The organism is Rhabdothermincola salaria (assembly GCF_021246445.1).
Taxonomy (GTDB): domain Bacteria; phylum Actinomycetota; class Acidimicrobiia; order Acidimicrobiales; family Acidimicrobilacustridaceae; genus Rhabdothermincola_A; species Rhabdothermincola_A salaria.
In genome coordinates this window covers 138,716-154,963 of the sequence record NZ_JAJQXW010000004.1, presented here as the reverse complement: position 1 = coordinate 154,963, position 16,248 = coordinate 138,716, and the positions used below count along the sequence as shown (strand labels likewise).

20 protein-coding genes are annotated in these 16,248 nt (G+C 73.1%); 8 read left to right on the top strand and 12 right to left on the bottom strand.

Translation table 11 applies throughout. The features are described from left to right. Positions 1 to 61: 61 nt before the first annotated feature. Both LUW87_RS15930 and LUW87_RS15925 read right to left on the bottom strand, forming a co-directional pair. Positions 62 to 1,510, bottom strand: a complete 1,449-nt coding sequence (locus tag LUW87_RS15930) for a pyridoxal phosphate-dependent decarboxylase family protein (RefSeq protein ID WP_232672195.1) — start codon at positions 1,508 to 1,510, stop codon at positions 62 to 64. Further along, positions 1,507 to 3,141 (bottom strand): xylulokinase, encoded by a 1,635-nt coding sequence (locus LUW87_RS15925; protein ID WP_232672194.1) that lies wholly within the window; start codon positions 3,139 to 3,141, stop codon positions 1,507 to 1,509. The genes LUW87_RS15930 and LUW87_RS15925 overlap by 4 nt, the downstream gene beginning before the upstream one ends. Positions 3,142 to 3,340: 199 nt before the next feature. Here LUW87_RS15925 and LUW87_RS15920 point away from each other — a divergent pair, with 199 nt between their 5' ends. Next, positions 3,341 to 4,540, top strand: a complete 1,200-nt coding sequence (locus LUW87_RS15920) for a sterol desaturase family protein (protein WP_232672193.1) — start codon at positions 3,341 to 3,343, stop codon at positions 4,538 to 4,540. Here LUW87_RS15920 and LUW87_RS15915 read toward each other — a convergent pair. Next, positions 4,516 to 4,722 (bottom strand): cation transporter, encoded by a 207-nt coding sequence (locus LUW87_RS15915; protein ID WP_232672192.1) that lies wholly within the window; start codon positions 4,720 to 4,722, stop codon positions 4,516 to 4,518. The genes LUW87_RS15920 and LUW87_RS15915 overlap by 25 nt on opposite strands. Positions 4,723 to 4,818: 96 nt before the next feature. Here LUW87_RS15915 and LUW87_RS15910 point away from each other — a divergent pair, with 96 nt between their 5' ends. Then, entirely contained in the window at positions 4,819 to 5,106 is a 288-nt protein-coding gene (locus tag LUW87_RS15910) for a metal-sensitive transcriptional regulator (protein ID WP_232672191.1), read from the top strand. 7 nt (positions 5,107 to 5,113) lie between these two features. Here LUW87_RS15910 and LUW87_RS15905 read toward each other — a convergent pair whose 3' ends face one another. Next, on the bottom strand, positions 5,114 to 5,659 hold the full coding sequence (locus tag LUW87_RS15905) for a pyridoxamine 5'-phosphate oxidase family protein (RefSeq protein ID WP_232672190.1): 546 nt from the start codon (positions 5,657 to 5,659) through the stop codon (positions 5,114 to 5,116). 67 nt (positions 5,660 to 5,726) lie between these two features. Then, positions 5,727 to 6,557 carry a YaaA family protein gene (locus LUW87_RS15900; RefSeq protein ID WP_232672189.1) on the bottom strand — a complete coding sequence of 277 codons (831 nt, stop codon included), beginning with the start codon at positions 6,555 to 6,557 and terminating at the stop codon, positions 5,727 to 5,729. A gap of 123 nt (positions 6,558 to 6,680) precedes the next feature. Between LUW87_RS15900 and LUW87_RS15895 the strand changes: the two genes are divergently transcribed. After that, a complete protein-coding gene (locus LUW87_RS15895) occupies positions 6,681 to 7,370 on the top strand; it encodes an AIM24 family protein (RefSeq protein WP_232672188.1) in 690 nt (229 codons plus the stop codon). A 37-nt stretch (positions 7,371 to 7,407) separates the two neighbouring features. On the opposite strand, the gene LUW87_RS15890 is transcribed toward LUW87_RS15895, so the two are convergent. Further along, positions 7,408 to 7,773: a cupin domain-containing protein gene (locus LUW87_RS15890; protein ID WP_232672187.1), complete on the bottom strand. Its 366-nt coding sequence runs from the start codon at positions 7,771 to 7,773 to the stop codon at positions 7,408 to 7,410. Positions 7,774 to 7,868: 95 nt separating this feature from the next. On the opposite strand from LUW87_RS15890, the gene fni reads away from it, so the two are divergent. Beyond that, positions 7,869 to 8,996: a type 2 isopentenyl-diphosphate Delta-isomerase gene (gene fni, locus LUW87_RS15885; protein WP_232672186.1), complete on the top strand. Its 1,128-nt coding sequence runs from the start codon at positions 7,869 to 7,871 to the stop codon at positions 8,994 to 8,996. On the opposite strand, the gene LUW87_RS15880 is transcribed toward fni, so the two are convergent. The 5 genes from LUW87_RS15880 to LUW87_RS15860 all read right to left on the bottom strand — a co-directional run bounded on the left by LUW87_RS15880 (position 8,959) and on the right by LUW87_RS15860 (position 13,316). Beyond that, a complete protein-coding gene (locus LUW87_RS15880) occupies positions 8,959 to 9,273 on the bottom strand; it encodes a hypothetical protein (protein ID WP_232672185.1) in 315 nt (104 codons plus the stop codon). The two genes, fni and LUW87_RS15880, sit on opposite strands and share 38 nt — an antisense overlap. Before the next feature lie 86 nt (positions 9,274 to 9,359). Next, on the bottom strand, positions 9,360 to 9,827 hold the full coding sequence (locus LUW87_RS15875; protein ID WP_232672184.1) for a PPOX class F420-dependent oxidoreductase: 468 nt from the start codon (positions 9,825 to 9,827) through the stop codon (positions 9,360 to 9,362). A gap of 50 nt (positions 9,828 to 9,877) precedes the next feature. Beyond that, on the bottom strand, positions 9,878 to 10,753 hold the full coding sequence (locus tag LUW87_RS15870) for a phytoene/squalene synthase family protein (protein ID WP_232672183.1): 876 nt from the start codon (positions 10,751 to 10,753) through the stop codon (positions 9,878 to 9,880). Then, positions 10,750 to 12,219, bottom strand: coding sequence for a phytoene desaturase family protein (locus LUW87_RS15865; RefSeq protein WP_232672182.1), 1,470 nt, complete (start codon positions 12,217 to 12,219; stop codon positions 10,750 to 10,752). The genes LUW87_RS15870 and LUW87_RS15865 overlap by 4 nt, the downstream gene beginning before the upstream one ends. Beyond that, positions 12,219 to 13,316, bottom strand: coding sequence for a polyprenyl synthetase family protein (locus LUW87_RS15860; RefSeq protein WP_232672181.1), 1,098 nt, complete (start codon positions 13,314 to 13,316; stop codon positions 12,219 to 12,221). Before LUW87_RS15860 ends, LUW87_RS15865 begins: the two co-directional genes overlap by 1 nt. A 78-nt stretch (positions 13,317 to 13,394) precedes the next feature. Between LUW87_RS15860 and LUW87_RS15855 the strand changes: the two genes are divergently transcribed. Genes LUW87_RS15855 through LUW87_RS15840 form a run of 4 tightly spaced genes read left to right on the top strand, consistent with a single transcriptional unit; the run spans position 13,395 to position 15,823 of the window. Continuing rightward, positions 13,395 to 13,772, top strand: coding sequence for a lycopene cyclase domain-containing protein (locus LUW87_RS15855; protein ID WP_232672180.1), 378 nt, complete (start codon positions 13,395 to 13,397; stop codon positions 13,770 to 13,772). Continuing rightward, a complete protein-coding gene (locus tag LUW87_RS15850; RefSeq protein WP_232672179.1) occupies positions 13,772 to 14,131 on the top strand; it encodes a lycopene cyclase domain-containing protein in 360 nt (119 codons plus the stop codon). The genes LUW87_RS15855 and LUW87_RS15850 overlap by 1 nt, the downstream gene beginning before the upstream one ends. Positions 14,132 to 14,151: 20 nt before the next feature. After that, on the top strand, positions 14,152 to 14,616 hold the full coding sequence (locus LUW87_RS15845; protein WP_232672178.1) for a sterol desaturase family protein: 465 nt from the start codon (positions 14,152 to 14,154) through the stop codon (positions 14,614 to 14,616). A 25-nt stretch (positions 14,617 to 14,641) separates the two neighbouring features. Beyond that, complete coding sequence (locus tag LUW87_RS15840; protein ID WP_232672177.1) at positions 14,642 to 15,823, top strand: glycosyltransferase family 2 protein; 1,182 nt, start codon at positions 14,642 to 14,644, stop codon at positions 15,821 to 15,823. Here the strand turns inward: LUW87_RS15840 and LUW87_RS15835 are convergent. After that, positions 15,730 to 16,245, bottom strand: a complete 516-nt coding sequence (locus LUW87_RS15835) for a glycosyl-4,4'-diaponeurosporenoate acyltransferase CrtO family protein (RefSeq protein WP_232672176.1) — start codon at positions 16,243 to 16,245, stop codon at positions 15,730 to 15,732. The genes LUW87_RS15840 and LUW87_RS15835 overlap by 94 nt on opposite strands. Positions 16,246 to 16,248 lie beyond the last annotated feature (3 nt).

The window sequence follows — 16,248 nt, the reverse complement described above, 5'->3', positions numbered from 1 at the left end:
TTGCCGACCGGAGCAAGATGTCAGAGCCGGCGCAGGGAGGCTTGCCGACCGGAGCAAAGTGTCAGAGTCTGAACCAGGCGTCCATGTGGTCGACCAGGGCGTCGGCGACGAGGGTGCGGTCGGGGACGGTGTCGGCCATGCCGTAGATGGGGGCCATGCCGGTGCCGGTGGGCGGGCCGGCCAGCACCTCGTCCACGGCGTCGGCGAGGTCGGCGAGGAAGCGGGTGGCCACCCCCGGCTCGGTGTGGCGGAGGGTCACGCACAGGTGCACCGCCGCGGGTCGGTGCAGGCCGTTGAGGGCCCAGCCCCGACGGGTCATGGCGTCGTACACCTCGTAGATGTCGAGGGGGCGGCCATCGGCGCAGGTGGCGCCCTCGGCGGCGGTGAAGGCGATGACGAAGAGGGGGTCGCCGAACACACGCAGCTCGGGCCGGGCCCGGATGCCGGCGGTGACGGTCGCGGCCGTGGCGAGGATGCGACGGGTGGCTTCGAGGTAGCCGGCCTCGCCCATCGACACCATGGCCGCCCAGCACGCGGCCGACAGGCCTCCGGGTCGTGAGCCGGCGAACCCAGGAGAGCAGTACAGGCCACCGGGCCAGTCGGTGATGGTGAAGTACTGGTGGTGGCGCAGCGCCTGGTCGCGGTACAGCACGACGGAGGTGCCCTTGGCCGCGTAACCGAACTTGTGGGTGTCCGCCGAGATGGACGTGACGCCGGGGAGCCGGAAGTCGCACACGGGCACGTCGTGGCCGAGTCGCTCGGCCCACGGCACGACGAAACCGCCGAGGCAGGCGTCGGTGTGGAAGCCCACGCCCCGCTCGAGCGCCATCGCCGCCAGCTCGGGGATGGGATCGATGAGGCCGTGCGGGAACGGCGGCGCGGAACTGACCACCACCACGGTGTGGTCGTCGACGGCGTCGGCCATGGCGTCGACGTCGGCCACCCACCCGTCGGTGGGGGCGATCCACCGGGCCTCGATGCCGAAGTTGTGGGCCGCCTTGGCGAACGCGGCGTGGGCGGTGGTGGGCAGCACCATGTTGGGGCGCTCGACGCCCTGCTCGGACCGGCCCCGGTCGCGGTAGGTCTTCATCGCCAGCTGGATGCTCTCGCTGCCTCCCGACGTGACCACACCGCACACACCGTCGGGCGAGCCGGGCCCTCCGCCGATGCCGTCACCGCCGAGCATCGAGGCGGTCATGGCCACGATCTCGCTCTCGAACTTCACCGCGCTCGGCCACAGGTCGGTGTGCAGCGGGTTGGACTGGGAGTGGATGGCGTAGGCCTGGTTCACGAAGTCCACGTGGTCGGCGTCGCCGTTGTAGACGGCGCCCGAGACGAACCCCTCCTCCCACCGGGCCTGCTCGAGGTCGTGCATCTCCTGCAGCTCGGCGAGGATGCGGGCGCGTGACCGGCCCTGGGCGGGCAGGCGGTGGTAGGTCTCGAAGTCGGACCGGTACTGGGCGAGGGACGGCTCGGGGACCGGGGCGGTGCGGTCGGCGTCGCTGGTCATGGGTGCTCCTGGGGGTGGCGGCCGAGGCGGCGGTGGATGCCCTTGGTGCGACGGTAGATGTCGAGGAAGGCGGCGTGGGTCCGGTCGTGCACGGCCCGGGTGGAGGGGTCGGGGTGGTGGATGGCGGTGACCGGGACCAGGGCGGGGATCTCGTCCCAACGCAGGTGCCCGGTGGCCACGGCGGCGGCGAAGGCCGCCCCCCGGGCGTTGGCCAGGACGGGTTCGGCGACCTGGTGGACGGGGCGGTCGAGCACGTCGGCCATGATCTGGCCCCACAGCTCGCTCTGGGCGCCACCGCCCACGAAGCGCAGGCTCTCGAAGGGGCTGCCGACGAACCGCTCGGCGGCGGCCAGCATCCACCGGGAGTTGTGGGCCACCCCCTCGAAGACGGCCCGCACCAGGTCGGCCCGGCGGGTGGTCAGCGACAGGTGGTGGAAGCCGCCGCGGATCGTGGCGTCGTCGACCGGGGTGCGCTCACCGTTGAGCCACGGGGTGAACACCACCCCCCGGGCGCCCGGCGCCACGCCCGCGGCCACCTGGTTGAGCCGGTCGAAGAGGTCGTCGGGGGGCTCGGCGCCCGCCAGTTCGTCGGAGGGGAAGAGGACCTGGTCCGCCAACCACGTGAGGCAGATCCCCGCGGACTCCTGCTCGGTCGCCATCCAGTAGCGGTGCGGCATCCCCGAGGGGAGGGCGGTGACGTTGGTGCGCAGATCGGTGTGCTTGTCGGGCAGGTGGCACGACAGCCACGAGGAGGTGCCGACGTAGAGGTGGGCCTGGCGGTCGTCCACGGCGCCCGAGCCGATGCCGGCCGAGGCGGTGTCGCTGCTGCCGGCGACCACGGGGACCCCCGAGCGCAGGCCGAGCGCGTCGGCCGCGGTCGGGGCGAGGGGACCGAGCACGCTGTTGGTGGTGACGAGCTCCGGCAGCTTGTGGCGATCGATGCCGGTCCAGGCCACCAGCTCGTCGTCGTAGGTGATGCGCGCCAGGTCGCGGTTGTCGGTGACCCAGTGGCCGGTGATGCTGGCGCCGCTGGCCGCGGCCCGTCCCGTGAGGCGGAGCCCGAGGTAGTCGACGGGTTCGAGGAACGTGGCGGCGTCCCGGTAGACGTCGGGACGCTCGTGGCGGAGGAACTGGATGTGGCCCACGGGGTCCTTGCCGGTGAGCGACGGGATCCCGCCGGTGCGCCGCAGCCAGGCTCGCAGCCGACGCACGTCGTAGCCGGCGATGCGCACCGGGCCGCGGACGGCTCGTCGCACGTACCGGGCCCCGCGGCCGTCCATCCAGATGACCGCCGGGCCGAGGTGGTCGCCGGCGTCGTCGACGGCCACCGTGCCGAACCACTGGCTGGTGACCCCCACGGCGACCACGTCGTCCACCCGCTCGGGGTGGGCGCCGAGCACCTGGCGGGCGGCCGCCACCACGGCACTCCACCACTCGGCCGGGTCCTGCTCGGCTCCGCCGCCGTCGACCAGGACGAGACCCACGGGCACCTTGGCGTGGCCCACGATGGCGCCCCGTACCCCCACGAGCGCCACCTTGGGCCCTCCGGTGCCCAGGTCGATGGCCAGGACCAGGGGATCGCGGGGCGCGGGCGGGCGGGTGGCCGACGGTGTCTCGGTGCGGTCGGTCATCCCGGACGGCTCCCCCTCCCGGCGCGGGCACTGGAGCAGCACACTACGGCTGGCCCCGCCGCCGACGCTCTCGTCGGCGGGGGGGGGGTGGCCGGTGCGGGGGCCATCGGCGGCGGTACGGTGACGCCGTCACGGACCGGGAGGGTCGTCACCGCCCTCGGGTGCTCCCCGCCGGTCGGTTCGTCGAGAAAGGGCTGCCGTGGACCTCACCGTCGCCGCCATCCCCGGCTTCTTCGCCACCATGGGCCTCGAGCACGCCGCGGTGCGGCGGCGGGCGGCACGAGGTGACGACCGGCTCCTCGGCTACGAGGCCCGCGACACCCTCGCCAGCCTGTCGATGGGGGTGGGCAGCCTGGTCGTCCCGCTCGCCATGTCCCGCCTGCTGGCCCCCGTGACCCCGGGCCGAGGTCGCCACGCCAGGGTCCTGGTGGGCCTCACGGTGGGTGCGGCCGCGGTGACCACCCTCGCCGACGCCGTGGCCCGGGCCGACCGTCGCTCGCCCGCGGCCAGCGGGCCGGCGACCGGGAGCGGTGCCCCGGCCCCGTTCGGCGCGGGCGAAGGCGCTCCGCCCGGCGGGCGCTGGTGGCGGCGGGCGGCCCGACGGGTCGCCTCCTCGTCGGGGGTGGTGGCGGTGGCCGGTGGCATCGTGGCCGGCAGCACGGCGTGGGCGACCCAGACGGGGGCCCGCCGGCTCTGGGCCCGCTCGGGGCACCGCCGCGACCTCGGCACCGGCGTGGCGGCGACGCTCGGCGCCGTGCTGGCCTGGGACTTCGTCTACTACTGGAACCACCGGCTCATGCACGAGAGCCGGTGGCTGTGGGCCATCCACGTCGTGCACCACTCGAGCGAGCGCTACAACCTCTCCACCGCGCTGCGCCAACCCGTGGCCGAGAACTTCGGCAGCTTCGTCCCCTACGGCCTGCTCTCCATGGCCGGCTTCCGGCCCGGCCTGGTCGAGCTGGCCCGACAGGTCAACCTGCTCTACCAGTACTGGATCCACACCGAGGTCATCGACCGCCTCGGCGGGGCCGAGGAGGTGCTCAACACCCCGTCACACCACCGGGTGCACCACGGCAGCAACGCCCGCTACCTCGACCGCAACCACGGCAGCATCCTGATCGTCTGGGACCGCCTCTTCGGTACCTTCCAGCGCGAGGACGAGCCAGTCGTCTACGGCCTCACCCGCAACATCACCACCTTCGACCCACTGCGCATCGCCACCCACGAGCACGCCGCGTTGCTGGGCGACGTCGCTCGATCGACGACGTGGCGGGACCGCCTCTCCACGGTGCTGCGGGGCCCGGGATGGTCGTACCGGCGCTGGCCGGCCGACGGCGACGGCGCCGCCGAGGCAGCTCGACCCGGGGTCGAGGCTCAGCTCACCGCGGCGACGTCGTAGCCGGCCTCGTCGATGGCGGCGGTCACCTCGGCCTCGGTGGCCTCACCTTCGACCCGCACGGACTTGGCGTCGATGTCGACGTCGACGGTGGTGACGGTGGTGAGCTGGCCCACTTCGGTCTCGATCGCCGTCTTGCAGTGGCCGCACGAGATCCCGGGCACGTCGTAGGTTCGGGTCGTCATGGGGTACCTCCCGAGGGGTGGGGTGGGGTCGCCGTCGGCCGGCGGCCCTCACCGAAACCATACCCCCCCACCCTACAAGGCGCTACGATGGTGGCCATGGCGACCCGCGGCTACACGCTCACCAAGGACCAGCACCTGGCGCGCCTGCGCCGCATCGAGGGCCAGGTCCGGGGCCTGCAGAGCATGATCGAGGACGACAAGTACTGCATCGACGTGCTCACCCAGATCGCGTCGGTCACCAAAGCCCTCCAAGGGGTGGGGCTCGGTCTGCTCGACGAGCACCTCCGTCACTGCGTGATGGCCGCCGCCGCCGAGGGGCCCGACGAGGGCGACGCCAAGCTCGACGAGGCCATGCAGGCCATCGAGCGCATGCTGCGCACCTGAGGGTGGCTCAGGGCACCATGCCGGGCAGGCCGTCGATGCTCCGGGCGTTCTTGTCGGCCTGGTAGGTGTCGATGCCGTCCGGGCCCTTGCGCGCCGCCCAGTCGCTCAGGGTCTCCCGCTCGGATTCGTAGGCCATGAACGGCACGGCGAAGCCGCAGGAGGTCTGCACCCGGTCCACCTCGCAGCGCACGACGGCCCGCACTCCGGGGACGGCGGGGAACGCGGCGGCCAGGTCCGCGAAGCGGCCGTCCTCGGGGAGCACCGCCTCGCCCCGTCCGAACAGGCGCAGGATCTGGGGCTTGCCCTCGAAGGCGCAGAACATGAACGTGATGCGGGCGTTGTCGCGCAGGTGGGCGATGGTCTCCACGCCGCTCCCGGTGAGGTCGAGGTAGGCCACGGTGTGGTCGTCGAGCACCCGGAAGGTGTCGTAGCCCTTGGGGCTCAGGTTCACGTGCCCGTCGGGCCCGCTCGGCGCGGTGGCGACGAAGAAGACGTGTTGGGCGGCGATCCAGTCGCGCAGGGTCTGGTCGATCGCATCGTGGAGGCGGGCCATGCCTCGAGTGTGCCACCGGCGTCGGCGTGCCCCAGGGGTCGTTTCCGACCGTCCGGTCCGGCGGGGGTCAGCGAGCCGGACGGACCAGGGCCACGGCCAGGTGCCCGGCGGCGTCCTCGGTGAGCGACGGGTCGTAGACGTAGCCCTCCGGGTGGGTGAACCGGGCCAGGCCGTCGGGATCGCGCAGCTGGTGGGTGAGCACGTGGCGGACGAGCGCCCCTTTGAGCAGCTTGTTCCAGTGGTTGACGGTGGTGAAGGCGCGGTCGGCGCCCTCGGCCCCTGGTGGGGACGTCTCGTCGAGGAACCGCACGGTGATGACCGTACGGGGGGCACCATCCGACTGCGCCGTCGTGGGTGCCCAGGCGGCCCGATGCTCCTGGGGGAGCAGGTCCCAGACCACCCGGCCGTCGACCCGGGGCGCCAGCGCCTCGGTGACGGCCGGCCGCCACCACGTCGACAGGCGCCCGAACGGGGGCAGCACGGCGCCCATCTTGAGCTTGTAGTCGGCGATGGCGTCGCCCGGCTGCACCAGGCCCCACAGCCCCGAGAAGACCACCACCTGCTCTCGGAGGCGGCGCCGTTCGCGGGCGGGCAGCGACCCGGCGTCGAGGGCGTCGTAGAGCACCCCGGTGTAGCGCTCGATGGCGGGGCGGGTGGGGGCGGCGGCCACGGCGCGGTTCGCTCCCGTGGCTGCCTCCAGCGCCGCGCCCTTCACCCCGAGGAGCTTGCGGCGCGCCGGCTCGGGTCGATCCATGGCGGTGGCGAGGGCCGCGATCAGCTGGCGACGGGCGTCGTCGAGCTCGGGGAAGGACGTCGAGCCGGGGGCCCAGGGGCGGCCGGAACCTCCGGCCGCCTTGCCTTCGGACGGGGGGAGCAGGACGAGAGGGGTGCGGGCCATGGCCCGCCATGTTGGTGGACGCCGGCCCGGTGCTCGGCACGGAGATGCGGTGGCCGGCGCGACCTAGTGTTGGCCGAGGTGGTGGGCTCCACCGCCTCCGAACACCACAAGTGAGGATGCACCGTGGCGATCCATGCCGACTTCACCGAGTTCAAGGAGACGACGGGGGCCGACCCCTTCACCCTGCAGAACAAGAAGCTGCTCAAGGTGTTCCTGCAGTACGGACCGGTGAAGGCCCGCATCGGCTCCATGGTCGCCTACCAGGGCGATGCCTCCTTCGGGCACGCCGGCTCCGGGGGGATGAGCGGCTACCTCAAGCAGAAGGTCACCAGGGAAGGCGTCCCCATCATGGACGTCACCGGTTCCGGCGAGGTGTTCCTGGCCGACCAGGCGGCCGAGATCCAGATCATCTACCTCGAGAACGACAGCATCTGGTGCAACGGCTCCAGCGTCCTCGCCTTCAGCGGCTCCATCGGCTACGACATCAAGGCCATCGGCGGCACGGGCGCCATGGCCGGCGGTCGCTACAACGTGGTGCTCACCGGCACCGGCTACGTGGCCATCACCTCCGACGGGCCCCCGGTGGTGCTCGACGTGGCCAGCGCCCCCACCTTCGTCGACCCCCAGGCGGTGGTGATGTGGACCAACGGCGTGCAGATGAGCCTCAAGAGCGACGTGAACCTCAAGACCCTCATCGGCAAGTCCTCCGGTGAGACGTTCCAGATGGCGTTCAGCGGCGAGGGCTGGGTGATGGTGCAGCCCTCCGAGGGCGTGGAGCGGGGCGCGGGCACCAAGTCCGGCCTGGGCTTCTAGTCGGTCGGCGGAGCTGCGCCGGTCCCCGTCCTGCCCCTCACGCGGTGGGGATGACGAGCACCCGGCGATCGCCGGACTCGTGCTCGGTGAGGTGCCCCCGCCCGTGGAGGTCCTCCACCAGCACCAGGCTGCCCGCCGCCAACCGGCGCTCGTCGCCGTCGCTGGTGGCGATGCGGGTCGAGCCGTCGCGGAAGACCACGAACTGTCGCCGGGGCCCGCAGTGCCAGTCGGGACGCTGCTCGGCGGCCTTCACCGTCACCACGTGGAGGGCCGACACGGGCAGTGCCGCCGACTGCCAGAGCTCGGCCACCCCCGGCTCGGCCGGGTGCACCCGGCGTTCGAGCGTCACCTCCTCGAGGTGCGACTCGCCGTCCTCGTCGGCCCAGATCCGCAGGTAGTCCACCTCGCCATTGTCGCGGCCCGATCGGGCCCCCGACCCGACATCGGCGCGGGGCATCCGCGAAGGTCTGGAGCCATGAGGCCGCCGAGGGGTCCCTCGTGACCGACGGGGACGGCGTCGCGCGAGCGGGCACGCGGGTCGGTGCCCAGGGTGCGGCGACGGCCAAGGATCGCAAGCGCCAGCACCTCGAGCTGGTGCTGGACGGCGCCTCCCAGCACGCCCGCGACGCCGGGTGGGGCGACGTCCACCTGGTTCCCCGGGTGCTCCCGGGCTGTTCGGTCGCCGAGGTCGACCTCCGCACGTCCTTCCTCGGGGCCACCCTCCGGGCCCCGGTGATGATCGCCGGGATGACCGGTGGCTTCCCCGATGCCGGCCACCTCAACGCCACCCTCGGGGAGGCGGCCGCCGAGCTGGGGCTGGCCGTGGGCGTGGGGTCGCAGCGGGTGGCCCTCATCGACGCCTCGGTCCGCGACTCCTTCGCCGCTGTCCGGCGCCATGCCCCCGACGCGTTCGTGCTCGGCAACGTGGGGGCCTGCCAGCTCATCGACCAGGACGGCACGCCCGGCCTCACGCCCGCCGACCTGGCCCGGGCCGTGGAGATGGTGGGAGCCGATGCGCTCGCCGTGCACCTCAACGTGGTGCAAGAGCTGGTCCAGCCCGAGGGCGACCGATCCTTCACCGGTCTGCTCGAAGGGGTGGCCGGAGCCGTGGCCGCCAGCCCGGTCCCGGTCGTGGCCAAGGAGACCGGTGCCGGCATGGACCGCCAAGGCGCCACGGCGCTGGTGGCCTCGGGAGTGGCCGCCCTCGACGTCGGTGGCCTGGGCGGGACCAGCTTCGCCCGGATCGAGCGGGATCGGGCCGCCGCCCTCGGCGACGAGCACGCCGCCCGTCTCGGGGAGGTGTTCGCCGACTGGGGCATCCCTACCGCGGCCTCGGTGCTCGAGACCCGGACGCTCGGGGTGCCCGTCATCGCCACCGGAGGGGTGCGCAGCGGTCTCGACGCCGCCCGCGCCCTGGCGCTCGGCGCCACCCTGGTGGGCGTGGGACGTCCCGCCGTGGAAGCCGCCCAGCGGGGCACGGCCGCCCTGGTGCGCTACCTCGAGGGGTTCCTCGACGAGCTGCGAGCCGCCCTGGTGCTGGCTGGTGCGTCCGCTGCCGGCCAGCTCGGATCGCCGGTGCTGTCGGGCTTCACCCTCGAATGGGCTCGCCAGCGCGCCCTGCTGTAGCCGTGGGATCGACCGGGTCGGGGGCGGGCGGTCCCGTCGTCGGATCCGCCGATCGGCCCCGCCAGTAGTAGGCGAGGGGGCCGATGATGTCGACGCCCACGATGGCGAGGGCCCAGGTGCGCTTCTTGCCCCGCACCGACTCGGCGGGACGATCCGCCAGATCGACGAGGGCGCTGACCGTGAGTGAGATCCGCACGGCCACGAAGGCCATGAGCAGGATCTTGCGGCCCACGGGCATCCGGTCCCACCGGGCTGATCGCCAACGGGTCGGTGTCACGTTGCTTCCCCTCTCACACGTCCCGACGCCCCCAGCATGGCCGAACCACCGCTGGCGAGGCGTGGCGGCTGGTCCGTCCGCCATCGTCAGTCGTCGGCGACGAGGCGGGCAGGGAAGCCGCCCTTGGCGATGGGGCCCCAGCGCTCGGGCGTGAGGCGGATGAGGCACTTGCCCTGGCGCACCATGGCCTCGCGGTACTCGTCCCAGTCGGGGTGCTCGCCACTGATGCACCGGTAGTACTCGACGAGGTCGTCGACCGCCTCGGGCAGGTGGACCACCCGGGCCGACGCGTCGACCTGCACCCACTCGCCGCCGAAGTCGTCGGACATGACCACCATCGAGGCCCGGGCGTCGCGCTCGACGTTGTGCACCTTGGCCCGCTCCGGGTAGCTCGACACCACCAGGTCGCCGTCGGCCGCCAGGCCCACCGTCACCAGTGAGGCCTGCGGCCAGCCGTCGTGTCGTCGGGTCAGCAGCACGCCCTTGTGCCGGGGGCGGACGAACTCGTCGAGCCCGTCCCGGTCGACGGAGCGGTTGGTCGCGATGCTGGCCATGGCGGCGACGGTAGCGGGGCCGAGGGCCGTGGGCGCCGCCGCCGGCCGCGTCAGCTCGGTGGGCGGCCGAGCGCGCTGAGGGCCACGACGCGGGCCTTCTCCCACGCGGGCACCCGGGCCCGTTGGGTGAACACGTCGTAGGCGTTGCCGGCGATCTCGTCGAGGATGCCGGCATAGAGGCGGCGGGCCGCCCAGATGCCGCGGGCCGATGACGCGGGCAGGTCCCGGATGCCGCGGTCCGCCTCGGCGTAGAGCTGGTGGCACCGCTCGATCTCGAAGTGCATCAGGTGGATCCAGGCGGCATCGACCGTGCGCCGGTGGGGGTCGGCCCCGAAGCGTCGCAGGTCCTCCTGGGGGATGTAGACGCGTCCCCGGTCGAGGTCCTCGCCCACGTCGCGCAGGAAGTTGGTGAGCTGGAAGGCGATGCCGAGCGCACGGGCGCCGGCTCGGGCCCGCTCGGCGTCGACCGGTTCGAGGATCGGCATCATCATCTCGCCGATGACGGCCGCCGAACCGTCGACGTAGAGCTCGAGGTCGGCCCAGGTCTCGTAGGTCTCGACGGTGAGGTCCATCGTCATGGACCGCAGGAACCGCTCGAACAGGTCGATGTCGAGGTCGAAGGCGCGGATCGTGTGGATGACGGCCTTGAGGACCAGGTCGTCGGAGCGGCCGGCGTCGAGGTCGGCGAAGAAGCGTCGCGAGAAGTCGCCCAGCGCCGCCTCGCGCTGGGCGACGGTGCCGAAGCCGGGATCGTCGACGATCTCGTCGGCGAAGCGGCAGAACCCGTACAGGGCGTGCACGTGGTGGCGCTTCACTCGGGGCAGGGCGTAGGTGGCCCAGTAGTAGGTGGTGCCGTAGGCCCGGTTCAGCCGCCGGCACTCCTCGTAGGACTGCTCGAGGGTGACCGGTGCGGACGGGCCGCTCACGAGAGGCGGGACACGCGCTCGGCCGCCAGTCGGCCGCTCACCAGCACCATCGGGACCCCCACGCCCGGAACGGTACCCGAACCGGCGAACACCAACCCCGGTGCGTGGCGGGTCACGTTGTTGGGCCGGAACGGACCGCTCTGGAAGAAGTCGTGGGCCAGCGCGAACGGCGTGCCGCGCTCCATGCCCTGGCGTTCCCAGTCGAGGGGGTCGACGAAGTGCTCCACCACGATGTCGGTGGGGTAGCCCAGCTCCTCGATGCGCCGGGCCAGGCTGTCGCGGGCCCGTCCCCGCTCGCGGGTCCAGTCGACGCGGCCGTCGAGGTTGGGGCAGGGCTCGAGGACGTAGAGGACGCTGTCGCCGTCGGGGGCCATGCCCGGCTCGTCGACCGTGGGCACGCTGACCAGCAACGACGGGTCCGGCATGCGCACGCCGTCGTGGAGCAGGGCCCGGAAGGCGCCGTGCCAGTCGCCGCCGAAGTGGATGTTGTGGTGGGCGACCTCGGGGGCCGGGCGGCCCTTCACGCCCACGTGCCACAGGAGGCACGAGGGCGAGTACGAGCCGCGACGGGCCACGCGGGGCATCGGGGTGCCGGGCAGCAGGGTGCGGTAGGCGACGGGGAGGTCGGGGTTGCACACGACCGCGTCGGCGCCGATGACCTCGCCGTCGTCCGTGCGGACGCCGAGGACGCGTCCCGACGTCCCCTCGGCCAGCAGGATGCGGTCGATCGGTGTGTCGTAGCGGAACTCGACGCCGTGGTCGGTGAGGGCTCGGGCCATGGACGCCGGCACGGCCTGCATCCCGCCCACCGGGTGGTACACCCCGGCGATGGAGTCCATGTAGGTGATGATGCAGTAGACGGCCAGGGCCTCGTAGGGCGCCAGCCCCGCGTAGAGGCTCTGGAAGCCGAAGACCTTGTGGAGCCGTTCGTCGGCGAAGTAGCTCGCCACCTTGGTGGAGAGCTTGCGCAGTCCGCCGAGGCGCAGCAGGTGCAGGGCCGGTCCGAGCGGCCAGGCCAGGTCGAGCGGCGAGTCGAAGTTGCGGTCGATGAAGTTGGGCATCTCGAGCGCGTAGAGCTCGCCCAGCCAATCGGCGAAGCGGTGGAAGGCGGCGGCTTCGGCCGGGCCGCACACCGAGGCGATCTCGGCGGCCATGGCCTCTCGGCCGGCCCGGACGTGCAGCACGCTGCCGTCGTCGAACGTCGTCCGGTAGAGCGGATCGACCGGGCGCACCTCGAGGTAGGCGCGGGGCTCGGCGCCCAGGGCCCGGAAGCAGTCGTCGACCAGCTCGGGCATGGTGAACACGGTCGGGCCGGCGTCGAAGCGGTAGCCCTCGAGGCGCAGGTCGTGCGCCCGTCCGCCTGGTCCGGCATCGCGTTCGACGACCAGGACGTCGTGGCCGGCACCTCGTAGGTGGCAGGCGGCGGACAGCCCGGCGAGGCCGGCGCCGACGACGACGACTCGCATCACGAGCTCCGATCGCAGAGGATGACGGCGAACTCGGCGAGCACCTCGACCGTTCTGCGCTCGAGCCCGGCGTCGGCCCGGGTGATCGCATCGACGCCGGTGTGGGTGAGCTCGACGGTGAGGTGCTCGACCTCGGAACGGGCGCCGGTGTCCTCGAGTACCGCCTGGATGTCGGCGATCTGGGCGGGGGTGCACTCGTGGCCGACCTGGTCGAGCACGGTGCGTTGCGCCGCGTCGGCCCGGCGTCGGGCGATGGCCAAGAGGGTGGTGGGCTTGCCCTCGGACAGGTCGTCGCCCACCGGCTTGCCGGTGTCGGCCTCGGCCCCGAACACGCCGAGGAGGTCGTCGCGCAGCTGGAAGGCCAGGCCCACCGCGTCGCCGTAGGCGGTGAGGGCGGGAGGCACGGAGGTCCGGCCGGCGAGCGCGGCACCCACCTCGAGGGGTCGGGCCACGGTGTAGCGCCCGGACTTGAGCTGGGCGATGTGGCGGGCCGTGCCCTCGGGCACCTCGCCGGTGGCGGTGCCGACCACGTCGAGGAACTGCCCCAACATGAGCTCGGTCTCGAGCTGACCCCAGGCGGCGAGAACGGGCGCTGGCTTCCCGGCCATGAGTCGGGCGGCGTAGGTGTGGCCCAGGTCGCCGACCAGGATGGCGACGCTCTCGCCGAAGCGTCGGCTCTCGCCCCGCCACCCCCCTTCGCGGTGGCGTTCGCCCCACTCGATGTGGGTGGTGGGCAGCCCGCGTCGGCTGGCCGAGCCGTCCATGACGTCGTCGTGGGCCAGGGCGAAGGCGTGCAACAGCTCGAAGGCCGAACGGGTGTCGCTCAGCGCGGCCGTGGCCGCGTCGTCACCGACGTCGCCACCAGCGGCGAGGAAGCCCCACTGGCAGAACGCGGGACGGAGCCGCTTGCCGCCTCGGAGCACGAGCTTGCGGAGGGCCTCGAGGGGGTCGGCCAGCCCCGGGTCGACCGCCTCCCAGCGCCGGAGCTCCTCGGTCAGGAACACGTCGAGGTGGGCGTCGGTGGCCGCCGCGATTTCTCGCAGCTCGCTGGGTGCTCCACCCCCCGCGGGGCGTACGGTGGAAGGCACGGAAGCCATGGTTCGCTCCTGCGCGAGGACGCTCGGTCCCGCATAGCGGTGGGCACCGTGTCGGCGCCCGAGAAGGTGAGAGAGGTCTTGGATCGAGGACAGTACCTGTTGGTCATGTTGGGCTGTCTGATCGTGACCCTGCCTTTGGAGTGGATTTTCTCGGCGCGCGTGTACCGCCGACCGGTCCGCACCCTCAAGACGCTGGCCCCCGTGGTGGTGGTCTTCTACCTGTGGGACGCCGTGGCGATCGCCCGCGGCCACTGGTTCTTCGCCGAGCAGTACGTGACGGGATGGCGGATGCCCCTCGACGTGCCCTTCGACGAGTTCGTGTTCTTCGTGGTCGTGCCGCTCTGCCTGCTGCTGTCCTACGAGAGCGTGCGCAACATCCTCGACGGGCGCGTCACCTGGCTGCCCTTCGGCCCCGGCTCCCGATCGCGCCCCGCCGCATCGCAACGGAGCCGGTGATGGGCGAGTACACGCTCCTCGCGCTCGTGTCGGTGCTGCTGGTGGTGCTCTACGAGCGGCTCTGGCTGCGCAGCGGCATCTTCTCGGACTCGCGCTTCTGGATCGCCATGGCGATCTGCTACGCCTTCATGCTGCTCGTCAACGGCTGGTTCACCAAGCTGTCGGCGCCCATCGTGTTGTACGACCCGGACCACCACATCGGCTGGCGGTTCCCGTGGGACATCCCCGTGGAGGACTACGTGTTCGGCTTCTCGCTCCTCACCGCCGTGGCCGCCCGTTGGAAGGCGCTCGATCGCGACGACGATGCCGTCGCGACGGACGCTCCGTCCGGGCCCACCCCTCCCGGGGCGATCCGATGAGGCCCTGGGTGCGCCGCGGGGTGCAGGCTGCTGCCGCGTTCGCCGTCATGGAACCGGTGGCCTACGCCGCCCACCGTTGGGTGATGCACGGTCCCGGCGAGGCGTGGCACGAGAGCCACCATCGGCCCCGACCGGGGCTGGTCGAGAAGAACGACCTCTACCCGGTGGTCTTCGCCGCCGGCACCGTCACCGCCATGGCCGTCGGGGCCCGCTGGCCGCGAGCCCGGGCCTTGCTGGCGGTGGGCGCAGGGGTCACGGCGTACGGCGCGGCGTACGCGTTCGTCCACGACGGCATCGTGCACCGCCGCATGCCGGGTGGCGCGGCGGTGGCCCGCCGTTCGGCGCTGGCCCGTCGTCTGGCCCGGGCGCACCGCCGCCACCACGTGGCCGCCGGAGAACCCTTCGGCATGCTCGTGCCGCTGGGCACGGCCTGGCGCGAGAGCGCACCCGCACCCGCCATGCTCGCCGAGCAGCAGCCGGCATGAGCATCGATCCCGGAGGCGTCCGGGCGTGAGTGCCCTGGCGGTGGCCGGTTGGTCGGCCGGGTGGGCGGCGGGGTGGTTCCTGGGCTGGCGCCTCCCTCCGCTGGGAGAGGGCGCCCGGGTCGTCGCCCTGGCGGAGCCCAGAGCGCCCCAGGTCGCGGTGATCGTGCCGGCGCGTGACGAGGAGGCCTCGATCGGCGCACTGCTGGCGTCGGTGGCCACCCAGACGCTCACCCCGCACGAGCTCGTCGTCGTCGACGACGGCTCCACCGACGCCACGGCCGAGTTGGCCGCGGCCGCCGGTGCCCGGGTGGTCTCCGCCGGGCCCGTCGCCGACGGTTGGGCGGGCAAGCCCTGGGCCCTGCGGGCCGGGGTGGCGGCCACCTCCGCCCCGCTGCTGGTGTTCCTCGATGCCGACGTCACGCTCGCCCCCGGGGCCCTCGACGCGCTCGTCGGCGAGCACGCGCACCGCGGGGGGTTGGTGTCGGTGCTCCCCGAGCACCGACCGCACGCGGCCTACGAGCAGTGGTCGGCACCGTGCAACCTCGTCTCGGTGATGGGCACCGGGGCGGCCGCCCCGGGATCCACCGGCACGGCCGACGGTGCGTTCGGCCCCTGCCTGGTGGTGCGACGCGACGACCTGGCCGCCGTCGGGGGCTGGGCGGCGGTGGCCGACGAGGTGGTCGAGGACCTGGCGCTCGCCCACCGCTTCCGTGCCGCCGACCTGCCCGTGGCCGCGCTCGCCGGGGGCGATCTGGTCGGCTTCCGCATGTACCCGGAGGGTCCGCGTCAGCTCATCGAGGGGTGGACCAAGAACATGGCGGCAGGGGCCACCTCGGTGCCGTGGTGGCGCTCGGTGCTGGTGGCGCTGTGGGTCACCGCGGGGCTGGCCGGCCCGCTGGCGGTGTTGCGCCGCCGCACGCCTCGCGCCCTGGCGGTCGCCGTGCTGGCGTGGCTGGCCTACAGCGTGCAGTTCGGGGTGCTCGCCCGGCGGGTCGGCCGGTTCCGGTGGTGGGTGGCGCCGGCCCACCCCGCTCTCCTCGGAGGCTTCGCGGCGCTGTTCGCCCGCTCGGCGCGGGCCCGCTGGTGGACGCGCAGCGTCACCTGGCGGGGTCGTCAGGTCCCCGTGGCGGGAGGCCCCTCGGGGTCGGGTCGGGCCCTGCGGTCGGTGAGCCGCACGGCCATCCTGGTGATGCGGGCCCGGTTGTAGCGCTGGATCACCAGGCAGGGGAGGTTGGCCACCACCCCGTAGGCGACCATCACGAGTGCCAGGTACCACGGGTTCCACAGGGCGAAGAACGGTCCGGCGGCCATCACCAGCCAGTGGGTGTACTCGGCCCGGCGGGTCTCGGCGGCGAAGCGCGCGAGCTGGGGGCGACCGCCCGAGGAGCGCTTCGACACCCCTCCGGCGAAGAGCCCGCCGAGCTCGGGGGTGCGGTCCTTCCACCGCTTGATGCCGAGGCGCACGTAGAGGCCGCCGTCGTCCTCGAAGGGCCGGATGCGGGTGAGCCACGTGTCGTGGTCGAGGCGCCGCCGCGGCATGCGGTGCATGGCGTAGCCGACCGTCACGCCGATGACGGCCCACGCCGCCACGTCCAGGGCGATCGTCCAGCCGAGCGAGAGGTGCACCACCCG